The sequence below is a fragment of the Nocardioides dilutus genome (assembly GCF_054779555.1).
On the sequence record NZ_BAAGYA010000002.1, the window covers coordinates 1,034,461 to 1,050,537 of the forward strand.

At 70.8% G+C, this 16,077-nt stretch carries 19 protein-coding genes; 10 read left to right on the plus strand and 9 right to left on the minus strand.

What is annotated here, in order from left to right; genetic code table 11:
* Positions 1 to 23 precede the first annotated feature (23 nt).
* Positions 24 to 443 (plus strand): Hsp20/alpha crystallin family protein, encoded by a 420-nt coding sequence (locus tag ACYVC6_RS14575; protein WP_460715101.1) that lies wholly within the window; start codon positions 24 to 26, stop codon positions 441 to 443.
* On the plus strand, positions 440 to 934 hold the full coding sequence (locus ACYVC6_RS14580; RefSeq protein WP_460715102.1) for a universal stress protein: 495 nt from the start codon (positions 440 to 442) through the stop codon (positions 932 to 934). The genes ACYVC6_RS14575 and ACYVC6_RS14580 overlap by 4 nt, the downstream gene beginning before the upstream one ends.
* Before the next feature lie 8 nt (positions 935 to 942).
* Here the strand turns inward: ACYVC6_RS14580 and ACYVC6_RS14585 are convergent, their stop codons facing one another.
* Positions 943 to 2,082 (minus strand): RNA polymerase sigma factor, encoded by a 1,140-nt coding sequence (locus ACYVC6_RS14585; RefSeq protein WP_460715103.1) that lies wholly within the window; start codon positions 2,080 to 2,082, stop codon positions 943 to 945.
* A complete protein-coding gene (locus ACYVC6_RS14590; protein WP_460715104.1) occupies positions 2,075 to 2,485 on the minus strand; it encodes a YciI family protein in 411 nt (136 codons plus the stop codon). The genes ACYVC6_RS14585 and ACYVC6_RS14590 overlap by 8 nt, the downstream gene beginning before the upstream one ends.
* Before the next feature lie 117 nt (positions 2,486 to 2,602).
* Between ACYVC6_RS14590 and ACYVC6_RS14595 the strand changes: the two genes are divergently transcribed.
* Together ACYVC6_RS14595 and ACYVC6_RS14600 are read left to right on the plus strand one after the other, a co-directional pair.
* Positions 2,603 to 2,959 carry a DUF5655 domain-containing protein gene (locus ACYVC6_RS14595; protein WP_460715105.1) on the plus strand — a complete coding sequence of 119 codons (357 nt, stop codon included), beginning with the start codon at positions 2,603 to 2,605 and terminating at the stop codon, positions 2,957 to 2,959.
* Positions 2,960 to 2,974: 15 nt separating this feature from the next.
* Entirely contained in the window at positions 2,975 to 3,757 is a 783-nt protein-coding gene (locus ACYVC6_RS14600; RefSeq protein ID WP_460715106.1) for an SDR family oxidoreductase, read from the plus strand.
* Here ACYVC6_RS14600 and ACYVC6_RS14605 read toward each other — a convergent pair.
* Positions 3,754 to 4,146 (minus strand): DUF2237 family protein, encoded by a 393-nt coding sequence (locus ACYVC6_RS14605; RefSeq protein WP_460715107.1) that lies wholly within the window; start codon positions 4,144 to 4,146, stop codon positions 3,754 to 3,756. The two genes, ACYVC6_RS14600 and ACYVC6_RS14605, sit on opposite strands and share 4 nt — an antisense overlap.
* Before the next feature lie 66 nt (positions 4,147 to 4,212).
* On the opposite strand from ACYVC6_RS14605, the gene ACYVC6_RS14610 reads away from it, so the two are divergent.
* Together ACYVC6_RS14610 and ACYVC6_RS14615 are read left to right on the plus strand one after the other, a co-directional pair.
* The gene (locus tag ACYVC6_RS14610; protein WP_460715108.1) at positions 4,213 to 4,803 is read left to right on the plus strand and encodes a carboxymuconolactone decarboxylase family protein; all 591 of its coding nucleotides are present in this window, start codon (positions 4,213 to 4,215) and stop codon (positions 4,801 to 4,803) included.
* Entirely contained in the window at positions 4,800 to 5,714 is a 915-nt protein-coding gene (locus tag ACYVC6_RS14615; RefSeq protein ID WP_460715109.1) for an RNA polymerase sigma-70 factor, read from the plus strand. Before ACYVC6_RS14610 ends, ACYVC6_RS14615 begins: the two co-directional genes overlap by 4 nt.
* 11 nt (positions 5,715 to 5,725) lie before the next feature.
* Here ACYVC6_RS14615 and ACYVC6_RS14620 read toward each other — a convergent pair whose 3' ends face one another.
* On the minus strand, positions 5,726 to 6,700 hold the full coding sequence (locus ACYVC6_RS14620; protein ID WP_460715110.1) for an ArsR/SmtB family transcription factor: 975 nt from the start codon (positions 6,698 to 6,700) through the stop codon (positions 5,726 to 5,728).
* Positions 6,701 to 6,862: 162 nt separating this feature from the next.
* The gene (locus tag ACYVC6_RS14625) at positions 6,863 to 8,659 is read right to left on the minus strand and encodes an ABC transporter substrate-binding protein (RefSeq protein WP_460715111.1); all 1,797 of its coding nucleotides are present in this window, start codon (positions 8,657 to 8,659) and stop codon (positions 6,863 to 6,865) included.
* A 168-nt stretch (positions 8,660 to 8,827) separates the two neighbouring features.
* Here ACYVC6_RS14625 and ACYVC6_RS14630 point away from each other — a divergent pair, with 168 nt between their 5' ends.
* Both ACYVC6_RS14630 and ACYVC6_RS14635 read left to right on the plus strand, forming a co-directional pair.
* Positions 8,828 to 9,262, plus strand: coding sequence for a hypothetical protein (locus ACYVC6_RS14630; protein WP_460715112.1), 435 nt, complete (start codon positions 8,828 to 8,830; stop codon positions 9,260 to 9,262).
* Positions 9,263 to 9,334: 72 nt separating this feature from the next.
* Complete coding sequence (locus ACYVC6_RS14635) at positions 9,335 to 10,354, plus strand: LLM class flavin-dependent oxidoreductase (RefSeq protein WP_460715113.1); 1,020 nt, start codon at positions 9,335 to 9,337, stop codon at positions 10,352 to 10,354.
* A 14-nt stretch (positions 10,355 to 10,368) separates the two neighbouring features.
* Here the strand turns inward: ACYVC6_RS14635 and ACYVC6_RS14640 are convergent, their stop codons facing one another.
* From ACYVC6_RS14640 to ACYVC6_RS14650, 3 genes are read right to left on the minus strand one after another with little or no spacing between them, the layout of a single operon-like run.
* On the minus strand, positions 10,369 to 10,821 hold the full coding sequence (locus ACYVC6_RS14640) for a hypothetical protein (RefSeq protein ID WP_460715114.1): 453 nt from the start codon (positions 10,819 to 10,821) through the stop codon (positions 10,369 to 10,371).
* 58 nt (positions 10,822 to 10,879) lie between these two features.
* Positions 10,880 to 12,004, minus strand: a complete 1,125-nt coding sequence (locus ACYVC6_RS14645) for a PPK2 family polyphosphate kinase (protein ID WP_460715115.1) — start codon at positions 12,002 to 12,004, stop codon at positions 10,880 to 10,882.
* A 2-nt stretch (positions 12,005 to 12,006) separates the two neighbouring features.
* Complete coding sequence (locus tag ACYVC6_RS14650) at positions 12,007 to 13,737, minus strand: phospholipase D family protein (protein ID WP_460715116.1); 1,731 nt, start codon at positions 13,735 to 13,737, stop codon at positions 12,007 to 12,009.
* Positions 13,738 to 13,814: 77 nt separating this feature from the next.
* On the opposite strand from ACYVC6_RS14650, the gene ACYVC6_RS14655 reads away from it, so the two are divergent.
* Both ACYVC6_RS14655 and ACYVC6_RS14660 read left to right on the plus strand, forming a co-directional pair.
* Positions 13,815 to 14,507 carry a phosphatase PAP2 family protein gene (locus tag ACYVC6_RS14655; protein WP_460715117.1) on the plus strand — a complete coding sequence of 231 codons (693 nt, stop codon included), beginning with the start codon at positions 13,815 to 13,817 and terminating at the stop codon, positions 14,505 to 14,507.
* Positions 14,504 to 15,223, plus strand: coding sequence for a phosphatase PAP2 family protein (locus ACYVC6_RS14660; RefSeq protein ID WP_460715118.1), 720 nt, complete (start codon positions 14,504 to 14,506; stop codon positions 15,221 to 15,223). Before ACYVC6_RS14655 ends, ACYVC6_RS14660 begins: the two co-directional genes overlap by 4 nt.
* On the opposite strand, the gene ACYVC6_RS14665 is transcribed toward ACYVC6_RS14660, so the two are convergent.
* Entirely contained in the window at positions 15,208 to 16,017 is an 810-nt protein-coding gene (locus tag ACYVC6_RS14665) for a DUF1206 domain-containing protein (protein ID WP_460715119.1), read from the minus strand. The genes ACYVC6_RS14660 and ACYVC6_RS14665 overlap by 16 nt on opposite strands.
* Positions 16,018 to 16,077 lie beyond the last annotated feature (60 nt).

The window sequence follows — 16,077 nt, forward strand, 5'->3', positions numbered from 1 at the left end:
CACCCAAGCCGAAGGAGGCAGATGTGAGCACCACCACGCCCGCCGTCCGTCGCGACGGCGCCTCGCTCATGGGCGAGCTGATGAGCTGGTTCGGCAACATGCCGACGCAGCCGGAGATCCGGGTCGAGGAGTACGAGGAAGGCGACCGCCGGTTCATCCGCGCGGACCTGCCCGGGGTCGACCCCGAGAAGGACGTCTCCGTGACCGTCGAGGACGGCCGCCTGCGGCTGCACGGCCAGCGACGGGCCGAGGAGCACGACCGCTACCGCACCGAGATCCGCTATGGCAGCTTCGAGCGCCTGCTGACGCTGCCCGCGGGCACCAAGCCGGAGGACATCACTGCTGAGTACGCCGACGGCGTCCTCACGGTGTCCATGCCGGCCGCCACCCAGACGGCACCACGACAGATCCCCGTCACGCACCGGGACGTGCCGGTCGAATGACCTCGACCATCGTGGCGTCGACAAGCCCGTCTCGTGACTCCGGCGGAGCCACGAGGCGGGTCGTGGTGGGCGTGCACGGCTCGAAGTCGAGCCTGCACGCCCTGCGGCACGCCGTGGAGATGTCGCTGGACCGGGCCTGGGACCTGGTGCTCGTCACGGCCTGGCCGGATGCGGACGACGCGCTGATCCACGACGTACCGGGTCGCTACATCGCCGCGCGTGGGCGCGCGATGGAGGCCCAGCGTGAGGCCCTTGCGCTGCTCGGTCCCGTGGTTGGTCCCCGTGTCGAGACGTTCCTGGTCAACGCGCGACCCGCACCGGCGCTGGTCGCGCGCTGCACCCCCGCGGACGTCCTCGTCGTCGGTGAGGGGCGACGGGACGACGAGCTCGACCGCCTCAGCGTGGGAGCCGAGTGTGTCGAGTCGGCCCCGTGTCCGGTCGTGGTGGTCGACCCGACGGGTCGCCACCTGGAGTATCACCGCGCCCACTGACCCTCTGGTCAGCGCTTCTGGTTCAGCCTCGCCACCTGACGGATCAGGTGGTCGCGCTCGGCGGAGCTCGTCGCGGAGGCCGCTGCCTCGGCGTACAGCCGCGCGGCTTCCTCCAGGTCGCCTGCCCTCTCGTGCAGGTGGGCCGCCACCGCCGTGTAGCGGGGGAGGGCGGCGTCGAGCTCGGCCAGCACTGCCAGCCCGGCCCGGGGCCCGTCCGCCTCCCCGATCGCCACGGCCCGGTTGAGGCGGACGACCGCGCTGTCGGTGAGGCGGAGCAGCTCGTCGTACCAGCCGACGATCTGGACCCAGTCGGTCTCGTCGTAGGACCGGGCATCGGCGTGCAGCGCGGCGATCGCTGCCTGGGCCTGGTAGTCCCCGAGGCGGTCGCGGGCCAGGGCGGCCTGGAGGATCTCGACCGCCTCCGCGATGACCGTCGTGTCCCAGAGCGATCGGTCCTGGTCGGCGAGCGTCACCAGCGAGCCGTCCGCGGCGGTGCGAGCGGGCCGGCGGGCCTGGTGGAGCAGCATCAGTGCGAGCAGGCCGTGGACCTCGGGGTGGTCGGTGAGGTCGGCGACCTGGCGCGTGAGCCGGATGGCTTCGGCGGCGAGGTCGACATCGCCGGTGTAGCCCTCGTTGAACACGAGGTAGAGGGTGCGGAGCACAGTGGCGAGATCGCCGGGCGAGTCCAGCCGGACCTCGGAGACTGTGCGCTTCGCCCGCGAGATGCGCTGGGCCATGGTGGCCTCGGGGACGAGGTAGGCCGCCGCGATCTGCTTGGTGGTGAGGCCACCGACGGCGCGCAGCGTCAGCGCGACCGCCGACGACGGGCTGAGCGACGGGTGCGCGCAGAGGAAGTAGAGGTGGAGGGTGTCGTCGGTCGTCTCGGCCGGGCCCGGCGGCGGCTCGAGGCGAGCACGCTCCTCGCGGGCGAGCCGAGACGACTCGGAGCGCGTCGCGTCGAGGAACCTGCGCCAGGCTGCGGTGACCAGCCAGGCCTTCGGGTCCCGCGGTGGGTCGGACGGCCAGGTCGACCAGGCCGAGACGAGCGCCTCCTGGACGGCGTCCTCGGCCGACGCGAAGTCCGCTCCGCGCCGGAAGAGGACGCCGGTCACCTCAGGGGTGAGGCGTCGGAGAAGCTGCTCATCCACCGTGGAAGTCGATGTCCGGGACGTCGGACATGAAGGGCCGCACCTCGAGCCACTCGTGGATCGGCTCGCCGTTCGGGCCGGGAGCGGCGGACAGCTCGCCCGCCAGCTCGTATGCCCGCTCCTGGGTGTCGACGTCGATGATCATCCAGCCGGCGATCAGCTCCTTGGTCTCCGCGAACGGGCCGTCGACGACGGGCGGCTTGCCCTCACCGGCGTAGCGCACCCAGGCACCGCCCGGAGCCAGCGCGTCGGCGCTGACGAACTCGCCGGTCGCCTCGAGCTTGGCGGCGAAGTCCCGCATGAACTGGATGTGGTCGGTGACCTCGTCCGGGGTCCACTGGTCCATCGGCGGGCAGTCGAGCGGCTTCGCGCTGTTGTAGTGCTTCAGCAGCAGGTACTTCACGATTGGTCTCCTCGGTGCGGTGCGGCCCATTCTGGCCGCGCTCACCCCGGGGACGGAGCCGTCACCGGGTTCTCGACATCTGCGCCGTAGAGGTTGCCTGGCTCCTACGGTGGGACGGTGCCGACCGCGGACGAGCTCTTCGAGGGGTTCCCGGAGACCCTCGCCATCTATCGCGTGGTCGCGGACGCCGTCGCCGGCATCGGCGAGGCGACGGTCGCGGTGTCCAAGAGCCAGGTCGCGTTCAAGCGGCGGCGCGGGTTCGCCTACCTCTGGCGCCCCGGGCAGTACGTCCGGAGCGACGTGCCGGCGGCGCTGTCCATCGCCCTGTCGCACGAGGCCGGCTCCGAGCGCTGGAAGCAGGTCGTCCACCCGTCGCCGCGGGCCTGGATGCACCACCTCGAGCTGCGCACGACCGACGAGGTCGACGACCAGGTCAGGGCCTGGCTGCGCGAGGCGTACGCCGAGGCGGGCTGACCCTAGGGTGCAGCCATGGGTGCCTCGTGGACGCGCGCGTTCGTGGTCGGCGGTTCGGAGGGGATCGGGCTGGCCGTCGCGCAGCAGCTGGCCCGGCAGCGCGTCACGGTCGCGATCTTCGGCCGCTCCGACGAGAAGCTGCGGGCCGCCAACGAGTCGATCGGCGGGACGGCGTACGTCGCCCGGCTCGACGTGACCGACGCCTCGGCCACCACGACGGCGCTCGACCGGGCCATCGAGGACCTGGGCACTCCGGACCTGGTTGTGTCGACCGCTGGGTTCGCGCGCGCCGAGTGGTTCCACGAGGCTCCGATCGACAACGTGCGGGCGATGATGGAGACCAACTACCTCGGCACCGTTCATGTCTGCCACGCGCTCGTGCCGCACCTTGTCGAAGCCGGCCGGGGGACCATCGTGACCACCTCGTCGATGGCGGGGCTGACCGGCGTGTTCGGGTATGCCGGCTACTCGGCCTCCAAGTTCGCGGTGGTCGGGTTCAGCGAGGCGCTGCGCCGCGAGCTGCGCCCGCACGGCGTGCACGTGGCAACCCTGTGCCCGCCGAACACCCGCACGCCCGGGTTCGACGAGGAGAACAAGACCAAGCCGGCCGAGGTGCTGGCGGCCGAGGAGAAGGTGAAGACCCTCGAGCCGGAGGAGGTGGCGTCCTACCTGCTCAAGGTGCTCCCCAAGCGACCCAACCTGGTGATCCCGGCGCTCGACGGCCGCCTCGGTCACTCGGTGATCCGCCACCTGCCACGAGTCGCGGACCGGATGCTCCGGCGCCAGGCGACGTCCTAGAGATCGAGCGCCCCGGGGTCCGAGGGCACGTCGACGGCGTACTGCTGGAGCACCTCGAGCGGGATGAGCCGGAGCACCGCCTGGTTGGTCGAGGCGAGGACGACCGGCGCGGCCGCGCCGTCGGCGTGGGCACGGGCCCAGTTGTGCGCGGTCACGCACCAGCTGTCGCCGGGGACGAGCCCGGGGAAGCGGAACTCGGGCCTCGGGGTGGTGAGGTCGTTGCCGATGCGCTCCTGGTGGGCGAGGAACTCGGCACTGACCACGGCGCAGATCGTGTGCATGACCCGCTCGTCGCCGCCGGTGTGGCAGCAGCCGTCGCGGAGGAACCCTGTCATCGGCTCGGTGCTGCAGGGCTGGAGCTCCTGGCCGAGGACATTGAGTTCGGTCACCTCGCCAGTGTCACAGACAGGGCAGCGCCGTCGTCTTCATGTGGACCACCGACGAAGGAGACCCACATGACCGACAACCCGCGTGTTCCCAAGACCGAACTGAGCGGCTTCCAGGGCAGCCTGCTCAAGCTGGCGGTCCGGAAGAAGCTCGGTCGCGTCCCCGAGAATGTCGAGGTGATGTGGAACCACCCCGCCGTCTTCAAGGACATGATGCGGATCGGCGTCAGGACCGAGAGGTGGGACCGCCTCGACCACGGCCTCGCGACGTTCGCGGTCATGGCCGCCGCGGCCGAGATCGGCTGCGGCGCCTGCCTGGACCTCAACTACTTCATGGCCCACAACAAGGGACTGTCCGTGGAGAAGGCGCGCGAGGTGCCGCGGTGGCGGGAGTCCCAGGCGTTCTCCGCGCTCGAACGTCGGGTGATCGAGTACGCCGTCGCGATGTGCCAGACGCCGCCGGAGGTGACCGACGCGATGTCAGCGGCGCTGCTCGACGAGCTCGGCGCCGACGGGCTGATCGAGCTCACCGCCAAGGTCGGCTTCATGAACCTCGCGGCCCGGTCCAACGTCGCGCTGGGGATCCCCTCGGAGCACTTCGCAGACGCGTGCGGGCTGGAGCCGCTCGCGGTCCGGCCCGCCCGTAGCTCGATGCCGTGACCGACCCCGTGACCGACCCCGTGATCGACCCCGCAGCCGGCGACGCGTTCCTCACCCACCGACGGCTCCTGTTCACCGTCGCCTACGAGATGCTCGGCTCGGCAGCCGACGCCGAGGACGTCGTGCAGGAGTCGTGGCTGAAGTGGTCGCGAGTCGACCAGGCCGAGGTCCGCGACCACCGGGCCTTCCTGGTGCGCATCGTGACCCGCACGGCCCTCGACCGGATGCGCATGCTGGCGCGGCGGCGGGAGGACTACGTCGGTCCCTGGCTGCCCGAGCCCCTGCTGACCACCCGCGACGTGGCCGAGGACGTCGAGCTGGCGGACAGCCTGTCGACGGCGATGCTGCTGGTGCTGGAGACCCTGACCCCGACCGAGCGGGCGGTGTTCCTGCTTCGTGACGTGTTCGACCTCGGCTACGGCGAGCTGGCCGAGGCGGTCGGCAAGAGCGAGGGGGCGGTGCGGCAGATCGCCCACCGCGCCCGGGCACACGTGGCGGACCGCAGGCCTCGGGGTGCTCCCTCCCAAACGCAGGCCAGGTCTGCACTGGAGGCGTTCATGCGGGCGCTCGACACCGGCGATCTCCAGGCGCTGGTCGACGTGCTCGCGCCCGACGTCGTGGCGCTCGGCGACGGAGGCGGTCTCAAGCAGGCGTTGCCGCGGCCGGTCATGGGCGCCGACAAGGTGGGCAAGCTCATGGCGCTCGGGATCACCACGGCCCGGGACCTGGGCATGTCGATGGAGCTCGTGAACGTCAACGGTTGGCCGGCGCTGCTCATCCGGCTCGACGGCGACACGGACTCCGTGCTCTCGGTGCGGGTCGACGACGGGCTCGTCTCGGCGATCTACACCGTGCGCAACCCGGAGAAGCTGTCACGGATGGTGCAGGAGGCTGAGCTCACCCGCTCCTGAACTGTCGCGGGTCACACCGGGCGCTTCAGCGGGAACTCGCCGTTGAGCAGGACGTCCGCGACCTGGGTGCGGGCGTAGAGCACCTGGCGGCCGGACTTGCGGGACTGCAGCAGGCCGGATGCGGACATCACGGCCAGATGGGCGCTGACCGTCGCCGGTGCCAGGTCGAGCGTGTCGGCCAGCCAGGTCGTCGTCCGGGGCACCACCAGGTGCTCGAGGATGGCGGCCCGCGAGCGCCCGATGAGACTCGACAGCGACAGCCCGTTGTCCCGTGGTCGCTCCCAGACCAGACCGGCGCCGCGGGCGGCGTAGGACACCACCGGCTGCGCCGTCTCGAACTCGACCGAGACCCACGGCCAGATGAACACCGACGGGACGAACCACACCCCGGACCCGGTCGCCTCCACGTCGATCTGGTGCTCGGCCATGTCGACCCGGATCTCGGCGTTGGCGTAGGAGAGCTTCTCGTGCAGGTCGCCGATGGCCACCCCGAGGCCGTGCTCCAGCATGGACGCGCGACGGTGGGCGATGTCCGCCTCGGTGATGGCGATGACCCGGTCCCACAGCGGCGCCAGGACCGCGCGGTGGTAGCCGATGAGCGCGGCGGTGAGCCGCTCGAGGAACTCCTCGGGCCGCATGTCCGGCCGGACACTCTTGGGCGCCAGCTCACCCAGCCAGCACAGGTCGCCGGCCACCAGGTCGAGGTCGGTCTCGCGCAGCGCCTCGTACTGCTCGATCGGCCGGTGGATGCTCCCGGTCGGCACCGGCCCGAGCGTGTCCGGCACCCACTTCGGGGGCCCGGCCAGGTCGAGCAGGAACCCGAGGTCGAAGTTGGGCCGTCCCGGCAGCAGCTTGTCCAGGCGCGAGTGCAGCAGGTGGGAGCGCGGGTGGACGATCGCCCGGATGCTCGAGAAGGCCTCCCACACGGCGTTCGGTGCGAACCGCACCGCCGCGACGTCGTCGGTGCTGACCGCGATGCTGAGCAACCGCCTGACCCCCTCTGGTTGCTCGTGACGCTAACCAGAGGGGGTCAGATCGGACTATCGATCCCATAACGCCCAGGTCTCGGTCGGGCGGATCTGGTCACGGGTTGGTATCGGTCGGGACCCCGAGGGAAAGGCCCGGGGTCCCGACCCGACCTCGCTGGGTCAGCCCTGGGTGAGCCAGATGCTCTTGAAGGTCGGCATCCCCAGGACGAGGTCGTCGTAGTGGCCGTTGACGTTGGAGCCATGGACCTGGATGACGCCGTCGTAGGTGAGCGGGATCAGCGGGAGGTAGGTCTCGCTGATGTACTTGTCCAGCTCGCCCCAGGCGTCCGCCTGGTCGTCGATCGGCAGGGCCAGGATGTCGTCGATCCGCTGGTCGACGTCCGGCTCGGAGAACAGGGCGTAGTTGTTGCTGATCTGGCCCAGCGTCTCGATGTCCTCGGTCTTGTGGAGCACCGGGAACCACGATCCACCCGACGGCCAGTCGGCGCACCAGCCGGCGCTACGGATGTTGAGGTCGTTGTTCGGGTTCTCCCTGTCGGTGGTGAGGTTCTCGGTGGTCGTGGGGACGGGAGTCGCCTTGAAGCCGGCCTCCTCCAGACCCTTGGCGATCGCGTCCTTCGCGTTCACCGCGTCCGGGTCGTCGGTCGGGAACAGGAACTTCAGCTCGAAACCGACCGCGTTCGCCTGCTCGAGCAGCGCCCGGGCCGCCGCCGGGTCGGGGGTGCCGGGTTCGAGGCCCTCGACCGCGGTGTACTCGACCCGTCCGGGAGTGCCCGGGGGGAGGAGGGTGCTGGCCGGGTAGCGGTTGATGCCCTCGATGAGTCCCTGCGCCTTGATGGCGGACCGGGTCGGGTAGGCCAGGGCGATGGCCCGGCGGACGTTGATGTCGGTGACCTTGCGGTAGTCAGGTGCCCAGTAGCGGGTGCACGGGGTGGGGCCCGGGACGAGCCGGTCCGCGGCCTGCTCCTGGAACTTGCGGTAGTCGGTGCCGAGGACGTCGTCGAAGGTCAGCGTGTCCTTGGCGTCTCCCTGGTCGTTGAGCAGCAGCGTGTCGATCTTCTCGCTCGGCACAGTGAAGTCGAACTCGTAGCCGTCCGGGTACTGCGTGCGGCCCGGGTCGGTCGCCGGGTCCCACTGGTCGTTGCGGACCAGGACCAGCGTCTCCTTGGGCGTGTAGTCCGCGATCTTGTAGGGGCCCGTCGAGAGCGGGCGGTTGGCGTACGCCGCCGGGTTGGCGGCCTGGTCCGCGGGGATCGGGCCGTTGGCCGGGAAGGCGCCCCAGTAGGGCATGTCCGGGAACGGCTTGGACATCGTGATGGTCAGGGTGTTGCCGTCCACGGCGATCGAGTCGAGCGTGGCGCCCTTGCCGGTGTAGGGACCCTCGTAGTCGGCGCCGCCGGCGAAGTACTCCTTGGAGTAGCCGCCGGGGGACTCGGGGAACGTCTCGAGGTCCATGGTCCGCTCCATGCCGAACTTCACGTCGGCGGCGGTGACCGGGGTGCCGTCCTCGTACCTCACCCCGTCGCGGATGGTGAAGGTCCACTCGGTGAAGTCCTCGTTTGGCGTGCCGAGGTCCGTGGCCAGGTCGGGCACCAGCACCGCCTGGTTGTTCTCCTCGTCGTAGACGAACTGCGTCAGCGAGCGGTTGAGGAGCGCGGTCGAGATCGCGTTGGTGTGTACGTAGTAGATCTCGCTGGGGTCCATCGTCTCCAGGGGCGTGAAGGAGATGACCTTCACCGTGCCGCCCTCCTGCGCGCCCTCGATCTCGACCGGCCCTTGGCGGTCCGGGTCGGCGAAGTTGCCGGTGTCGGCCAGGTCGGTCGGTGCCGCGGACGGCGCCCCCTCGCCCCCGCCGCCGCCCCCGTCGTCGTCGCTGCCGCAGGCGCTCAGTGCGAGCGCTCCGGCGGCGGACAGGGCCACCAGCGCTCGTGTCGTCCTTGCCGTCGTCCGTGCCATCGTCGGCCACCTCTCTCAACGCTTGGGGTCGCGAGTATCCGAAGAACTGGCGGGCCGGCTCGACCATTCGGTCGTGACCGAATCCGCGGAGGTATCAGCAGCGGCCCAGCCGCCTCCTCCAGGTGAGCGCCCGGGCATCGGGTCCGGCGCCCGACCTCAGGAGGACCCATGTGGGACCCAGACAACTTCCCCGGCGCTGACAACGTGCCGTGGCAGCTCCTCATCCGTGCCCGCTTCGTGCACGAGATCGACGCCGTGCTGGCCTCGGTCGTCGTCTCCCGGATCGGCGCCGTGGCGTCGTACGACATCACCCGCCAGGTGGCGGAGGTGGCCGGCAAGGCCGTGACCGCCGAGCAGGTCAAGGTCACCGCGAACGGCAAGCTGCGGGCGATCACCGCGGCGTGGGAGTTCGACGACTGGTGCGGCACCGGCTGGCCGCGCCCGTGGCCGCCGAAGAAGCACGGGTCGTTCGACGACCTGAGCGACCCCATCACCACCCTGCTGGTCGAGCAGGCGCTCGAGCTGGTTCGGGCCGGCGGCAGCGAGCAGCTGCAGAAGTCCCTCGGCGACGTGCTCGTCGAGGTGGGCGGCCTCCGCGGCTGACCTGTTCAGCCGCCGGCGCCGGGGCGTCCCGGAGGGCAGGAACACCCAGGCCCGACGATATGTTGTTGAATCATGAAGAAGATCGGGTTCCTGTCCTTCGGGCACTGGACGCCGTCGCCGCACTCGCAGGCGCGCTCGGCCTCCGACGTCCTGCTCCAGTCGATCGACCTGGCGGTCGCCGCCGAAGAGGTGGGTGCGGATGGCGCGTACTTCCGTGTCCACCACTTCGCGCGACAGCTCGCCTCGCCGTTCCCGCTGCTGGCCGCGGCGGGTGCCCGGACGAGCCGGATCGAGCTCGGCACGGGTGTGATCGACATGCGTTACGAGAACCCCCTCTACATGGCCGAGGACGCCGGCGCCGCGGACCTGATCGCGGGTGGCCGGCTGCAGCTCGGCATCAGCCGGGGCTCACCGGAGCAGGTCGTCGAGGGCTACAAGTACTTCGGCTACGACCCCGGCGAGGGCAGCGACCACGCCGAGATGGCCCGGGAGCACGCCCGGGTGTTCCTCGAGGTGATCGACGGCAAGCGCTTCGCCGAGCCCAACCCCCGGCCGATGTTCCCCAACCCGCCGGGCCTGCTCGGCATCGAGCCGCAGTCGCCGGGCCTGCGCGACCGCATCTGGTGGGGAGCCGGCACCCGCAAGACCGCGGTGTGGACGGCCGAGCGGGGGCTCAACCTGATGAGCTCGACCCTGCTCACCGAGGACACGGGCGTGCCGTTCCACCAGCTCCAGGCCGAGCAGATCCAGATGTTCCACGACGCGTGGCGGGCCGCCGGCCACGAGCGGGAGCCCCGGGTGAGCGTCAGCCGCAGCATCTTCCCGATCGTCAACGCCACCGACCGCGCCTACTTCGGTGCGGAGTCGCGCAGCGAGGACCAGGTGGGGTTCATCGACGGTGGCACCGCCCGGTTCGGCAAGACCTACGCCGGCGAGCCTGATCAGCTCGTCAAGGACCTCGCCGAGGACGAGGCGGTCGCGGCTGCGGACACGCTGCTGCTGACGATCCCCAACCAGCTCGGTGTCGACTACAACGCACACCTGCTGGACAGCATCGTCCGCTACGTCGCTCCGGAGCTCGGCTGGCGCTGAGCCACCGCACGCGCCTAGGACATTCCCTGATCCGCCGCGACGTCGGCGGGCGTCATCTCGTGCCCTCTGTTGCCGGGGGTGCGCCGCAGCTCCTTCATCTCGGCCTCGAAGATGTGCCGCCTGCCCTCGAGCTGCTCGTCGAGCATCCGCTGGAGCAGCCCCTTGACGGCGGCGTAGAACTCGTCGTCGTAGGCCTCGACCATCTGGAAGGACCACATCCCTGGAAGCGGGTTGCGCCCCAGCACGTCGCGGTCCATCGCCTCGGCGTACTCCTCGAGTCCCGGGACGTTCCGGATCAGCTCGTAGGCCTCCTCCAGCGTGCTCTCCCCGCTGCCCATGAGCCGGTGGAAGGCGTAGAGGTGTCCTCGCGCCTCCTCGACGTGGTCGAGGGCGGCGGAGAACTTGCCGATCGCCTCGACCGTCTCGTCGGAGACGCCGTCGGGCCGGTGGTGCGCGTCATCGATCATGGCGGGCCGGTACCCGCCTCGGTCGGCGGGGATCTGACCCCACAGGGTGCGGGTCCGGTCAGCCGTCCTCGCGCCCGGCGAGCAGGTCGGCCTTCTGCTGGCGGGTGCGCTCCAGGGCAGCCATCGCCTCGGCCGCCTTCGCGGCGGCGTCGGCGGCCCGTGCCCTGGCCTCGGCCTCGGCCACCGGGTCGGAGTCGTCGGAGCCGTCGCCCACCCGGCGAGCGCGGGCGGCCTGCTTGCTGACTTTGCGGTCCTCCTTGACGGCCTTTCCCACCTGCTCCTCGGTCTCCGCGAGCGAGGCTGCCAGGGCGCTGGTGCTCATCGTGCGGGCGAGCTCGCGGCGTTGGACCTGCGGGTCCCAGCGGACCGCGGGCCACTGCGGGTCCAGGTCGACCAGGGTCTGGGTGAGGATCTCGGTGATGGCCAGCCGGGCGTACCACTTGTGGTCGGCCGGGACGACGTACCAGGGCGCCGCGTCGGTGGACGTACGACGGAAGACGTCGGCGTACGCCTCCTGGTAGTCGCCCCACTGGCGCCGGGCCGGCAGGTCGCTGGAGCTGTACTTCCAGTGCTTGTCGGGGCGGTCGAGCCGCTTCATCAGGCGCACGCCCTGCTCGTCGTGGCTCACCATCATCCCGAACTTCAGGATCGTCGTGCCCGCCGCGGCGAGGTCGCTCTCGAACGTGTTGATCTCGTCGTAGCGGCGCTCCCAGATGTGGCGGGACACCAGCCCGTCGACACGCGCGACCAGCACGTCCTCGTAGTGCGACCGGTCGAAGACCCCGATGAGTCCGGGGCGGGGGAGCTCCTTGCGGATCCGCCACAGGAAGTGGTGCTTCTGCTCGGCCTCGCTGGGAGGCCCGAACGACCGGAGGGCCACGCCCTGGGGGTCGACCATGCTCATGACGTGCCGGGCGACGCCGCCCTTGCCGGCCGTGTCGAGCCCCTGGACGATCACCAGGAGAGCGCGGGTCCCTCCAGCGCTCCCTTCGGCGAAGAGACGCTCCTGCAGCTCGCTGAGCAGGTCGCCGCGCTTCGCCCCGAACTTCTTCGCGGCGCCCTTGTCGGCATCCCAGCCCGGGGTGGCGCCACGGTCCATCCGGTCGAGGTCGAAGTCCTGGTCGGCCACCAGCGCCTCGCGCGGGTCCGCGCTCCACGCACCAGTGCCGCGCTTCCTGCCCACGGTCAGTTGCCCACTCCCGGGTCGGGTCGACCATCAGGGTCGAAGAGCAGGTCGTAGAGGCGAGGTGCCCACTTCAGCTGGGCCGCAGTCAGCTCGGGTGCCGCCAGTCGGCGTAGCCGTCCGGGGGGACGCCCGCCCCTCGCGGACAGGCGCTCGGCGCGGAGGCGGACCCGCTCCCGCCGCCTGCGGTGGCCGGGGACATGGGCGACCACCGATCGTGGGATCGGCGCGAGCCGTTGCGGCAGCCGGCCGGAGAGCCGGCCGCGGATGCCGCTCTGCCTGTCCGGACGACCACCCTCGTAGAACTCGTCGAGGGCATCGGCGCAGGCCACCATCGCGTCGAACAGGTCGTGCGGGTCCTCCGGGACCTGGTCGGGGTCGCAGCCGAGGTGCTCGGCGACCAGTGTCCGCAGCAGCACCCGGGGGAACGCGTCCTCGGGGGCCGCCTCGTCGACGTCGCCACGTGTGTCCACGACCGTGCAGGCGATCTCGCTGTCGCCCGTCCACGAGCGACGGTTGAGGTTGTCGGACCCGACGCTGGCCCAGCGGTGGTCGATGACGCAGGTCTTGGAGTGCACGTAGACGGGCAGACCTTCGTCGTTGCAGAGACCGAACACCGCGACCCGGTCGCCGCCCGCCTCGATGATCCTGCGCATGGCCAGGCTCCGGCCATAGAGCTGCGGCACCTCCGCGAGCACGCCCTCGAGGTCGGGCACCATCGGCAGCACGACGACCAGCCGGAGCTCGGGCTTGTCGCGCAGCGCCGCGGCGAAGTGCTCGCCCACCTCCTCCGACCAGAGGTACTGGTCTTCGACGTAGACCAGCCGGTCGGCCTGGGCGATCGCCTTGAGGTTGCCCAGCATCACGGAGCGCTCACCCTCCGGAGCGAAGTCGAAGCCCTTGGGGGCGATCACCGGGTAGGTGCGGATGATCTGCACGATCTCGTTCCCGTCCGGTCGCTCTTCCGGGGGCGGCGCCTGGTCGCCGAGTGGCTCGGGGGAGAGGTCCTCGCGGTGGAACAGGCTCGACAGCAGACGCCCCGGGTTCACCGTCAGCGGGGTGGAGTCCTCCCACCGCTCGCGGAACGTGGTCTCGACGTCGTGGACCGCTGGTCCCTGGATGGCCACCTGGACGTCGTGCCACGCGGGGGTCGGGCCGTAGGCCTTCGCGAGCACCACCGACTGCCGGTCACCGCGATGGTCGTGGTCGTCGCGACGCCCGTGGCAGAGGTCGATCCCTCCGACGTACGCCACGTCGCGGCTGGGGTCGTCCCGATGTCGGATCACCACGAACTTCTGGTGGTGCGCGCCGCGGCTGCGCACCCGCATGTCCCGCAGGCACTGCCCACCGGCCTCGCTGATCTCCTCGCCCAGATGGCGGTGCCGGTGGGCGCTGAAGCCCAGCCGGTGCCAGTGGGAACGCCAGAGCAGCCCGCGGACGTCGACGCCACGCTCGACGGCGGCGACGAGCGTGGTGCTGAGCGCCGAGCCAGGGTCGTCGGTCAGCAGCTGGTCGGGGTCGCCCTGCCAGTCGGCGAAGTAGAAGCGGTCGCCCGGGCCCAGCTCACTGATGCGCTCGTGGAGCTCGGCGAAGTAGGGGCGCCCGTGCACGATCGCCCGCACGGTGTTGCCGCCGCTCCAGGCGGTGCCGTCGCCGCGGACCTCGTCGATCCGGGTGTGCGGGTTCTCCCTCTCCTCGCTGGTCAGAAACCACTCGCGGACGTCGACGCTCATCCTGGGTACCTCCTCAGGACGCGTGAGCTCTGGACTGATCTGCGGCTCCGCGGCACCGACGGTGAGGGGAGGCAGCGATGACCGGTGACCCTGGATCCCGGGTACGCCGGCTGACGAGGGCGGTCGTCTACGCGGTCCTGGTCGCCGTGCCGCTCGGGCTGCTGGCGTTCCTCGTCCGCACCAAGTTCGACCCGCTGGTGCGTTTCGACCAGGACGTGATCCGGGCCGCGACCGACTACACGCGCGACCACCCGGACTTCAGCTCGTTCGTCGAAGCCTGGGAGCGCATCAGCCAGCCGTTCGTGATGTATCTGCTCCTGGGCGTGCCGGTGAGCCTCTACTGCTGGTTCGCCAAGGACTACCGCACCCGCGCGTGGTGGGCCATGGCGACGATGGCGGTGGGTTGGGGTCTCGCCACCGTCCTCAAGCTCGTCGTACGTCGCGCCCGCCCCGAGATCGACGACCCGATCGCTCAGCACTCCGGGTTCTCCTTCCCCTCGGGGCACGCCACCAACAACGCCATCGTGGTCACCGCGGTCCTCCTGTTGGTCTGGCCCCTCCTGGGTACTGGAGTGCGACGGCTGCTGGTCGGCCTCGGCACGGCCTGGGTGGTCGTGACATGCGCCGACAGGCTGTTCGCGGGCGCCCACTTCCTGTCCGACGTGACGGCCGGTGTGCTGCTCGGCTGCGGCCTGACGGCGGCGTCGTACGCGGGGTACGTGGGTTGGCATCCGCCGACCCCCACCACCAAGAAAGGCGCCGACCGATGACGCTCCTCACCCGCTGGCAGGACGACACCTCCCGACCCGCCCCGAGGGACGCGGGCCGTGACCTCGCGGTCCGCGCCGTCGCCCCGGTGGTGGCGTGGTGGCTGGCGGTGATCGGCACGGGTTGGCTGCTGACCGACGGCCCGCTGAAGGACCTGGGCATCTCCGAGGAGGGCGTCAACCGGGACCTCGAGTCGTCGCGGACGTCGTTGTGGGACGGGGTGACGCTCTTCTTCTCGTGGACGGGCGCGACGGTCAGCATCATCGGCGTGTGCCTGCTCGTGGTCGCGCTTGTGTGGTGGCGGACCAGGCAGTGGTGGTACGCCGTGGTGCCGCTGATCGCGATCAGCCTGCAGGCGGTGGTCTTCTTCTTCACCACGCTCCTGATCGACCGGGAGCGCCCGGACGTCGAGAAGCTCGACGACTCCCCGCCCACCTCGAGCTTTCCCAGCGGGCACACCGGTGCCGCCACGGGCCTCTACCTCACGCTGGCGCTGATGGCCTTCCGGATCCCGAACCCCATGCTGCGCAGCGTCGTGGTGGGCGTGTGCATCGCGGTGCCGCTCCTCGTCGCGACGGCTCGTCTCTACCGGGGCATGCACCACGTGAGCGACCTGCTCGTGGCCCTCCTCAACGGCACGGTCGCGGCCCTTGTCGCGTGGTTCTGGCTGAGGCGCGGCGACCGCGCGAGCGACGTGTCGGTTCACACGCGGGCGTAGCGGGCCCGGGCGAACGAGTAGACGCCGTAGGCCGCCAGGCCCAGCGCGATGCCCAGCAGGATGACTTGGCCGGCGGGCAGGTCCAGCAGCGAGCGGAGCGCACCGTCCAGGCCGTTCGCCTTGCCGGCGCGGTGCTGGATCGCGGCCGTGATGAACAGCACCCCGACGGCCACGAGTGCGATGCCCTTGGCGATGTAGCCGATCCGGCCGGCGACGACGGCCCAGTGGCCCGGGTGCTCCTGCAGGTCCTCGAGGAACTTCTTCTTCCAGCCCTTGTAGACGTGGTAGCCGGCGATCCCGAGGACGACGACCCCCACCAGCCCGACGAGCAGCTGGCCGGCCGGCGCGTCCATCAGGGTGGCCGTGAAGTCCTTGGTCTCCTTGTTGCTCGAGGTGCGGCCACCGGAGGCGAAGACGAACGACGTCCAGGCCAGTGCGGCGTAGAGGACGAGCTTGCCCCCGGCCTTCGCCTTCTCGAACGCCTCCTGCTGCGTGACGATCTCGGTCACCTGCCACACGGCGAGCAGGACGAAGCCCACGGCCAGCACCCACAGCAGTGCCTGGCCGACGGGCTCTTCGGCGAGGGTGCCCAACGCTCCCGACTGGCTCGCCTGCTTGCCGCCACCGCCGATTGCGACCTGAACTGCCAGCCAGGCGAGCAGCAGGTGCAGGACGCCGTTGGCGCCGTAGCCGAGCCGAGCTCCCCACTCGACCACGGGGTTGTTGCTGGCCTTGGCCGCTGCGGTCTTCGCTGAGCCGCTCATGTCGCCGGCCCGGTCATCGATGCTGTTCATGTGTGTCTCCCTCGGAAGCCTGGGTACCCAGGCGTCCGCGCCGACAATCCCGCCGGCCGG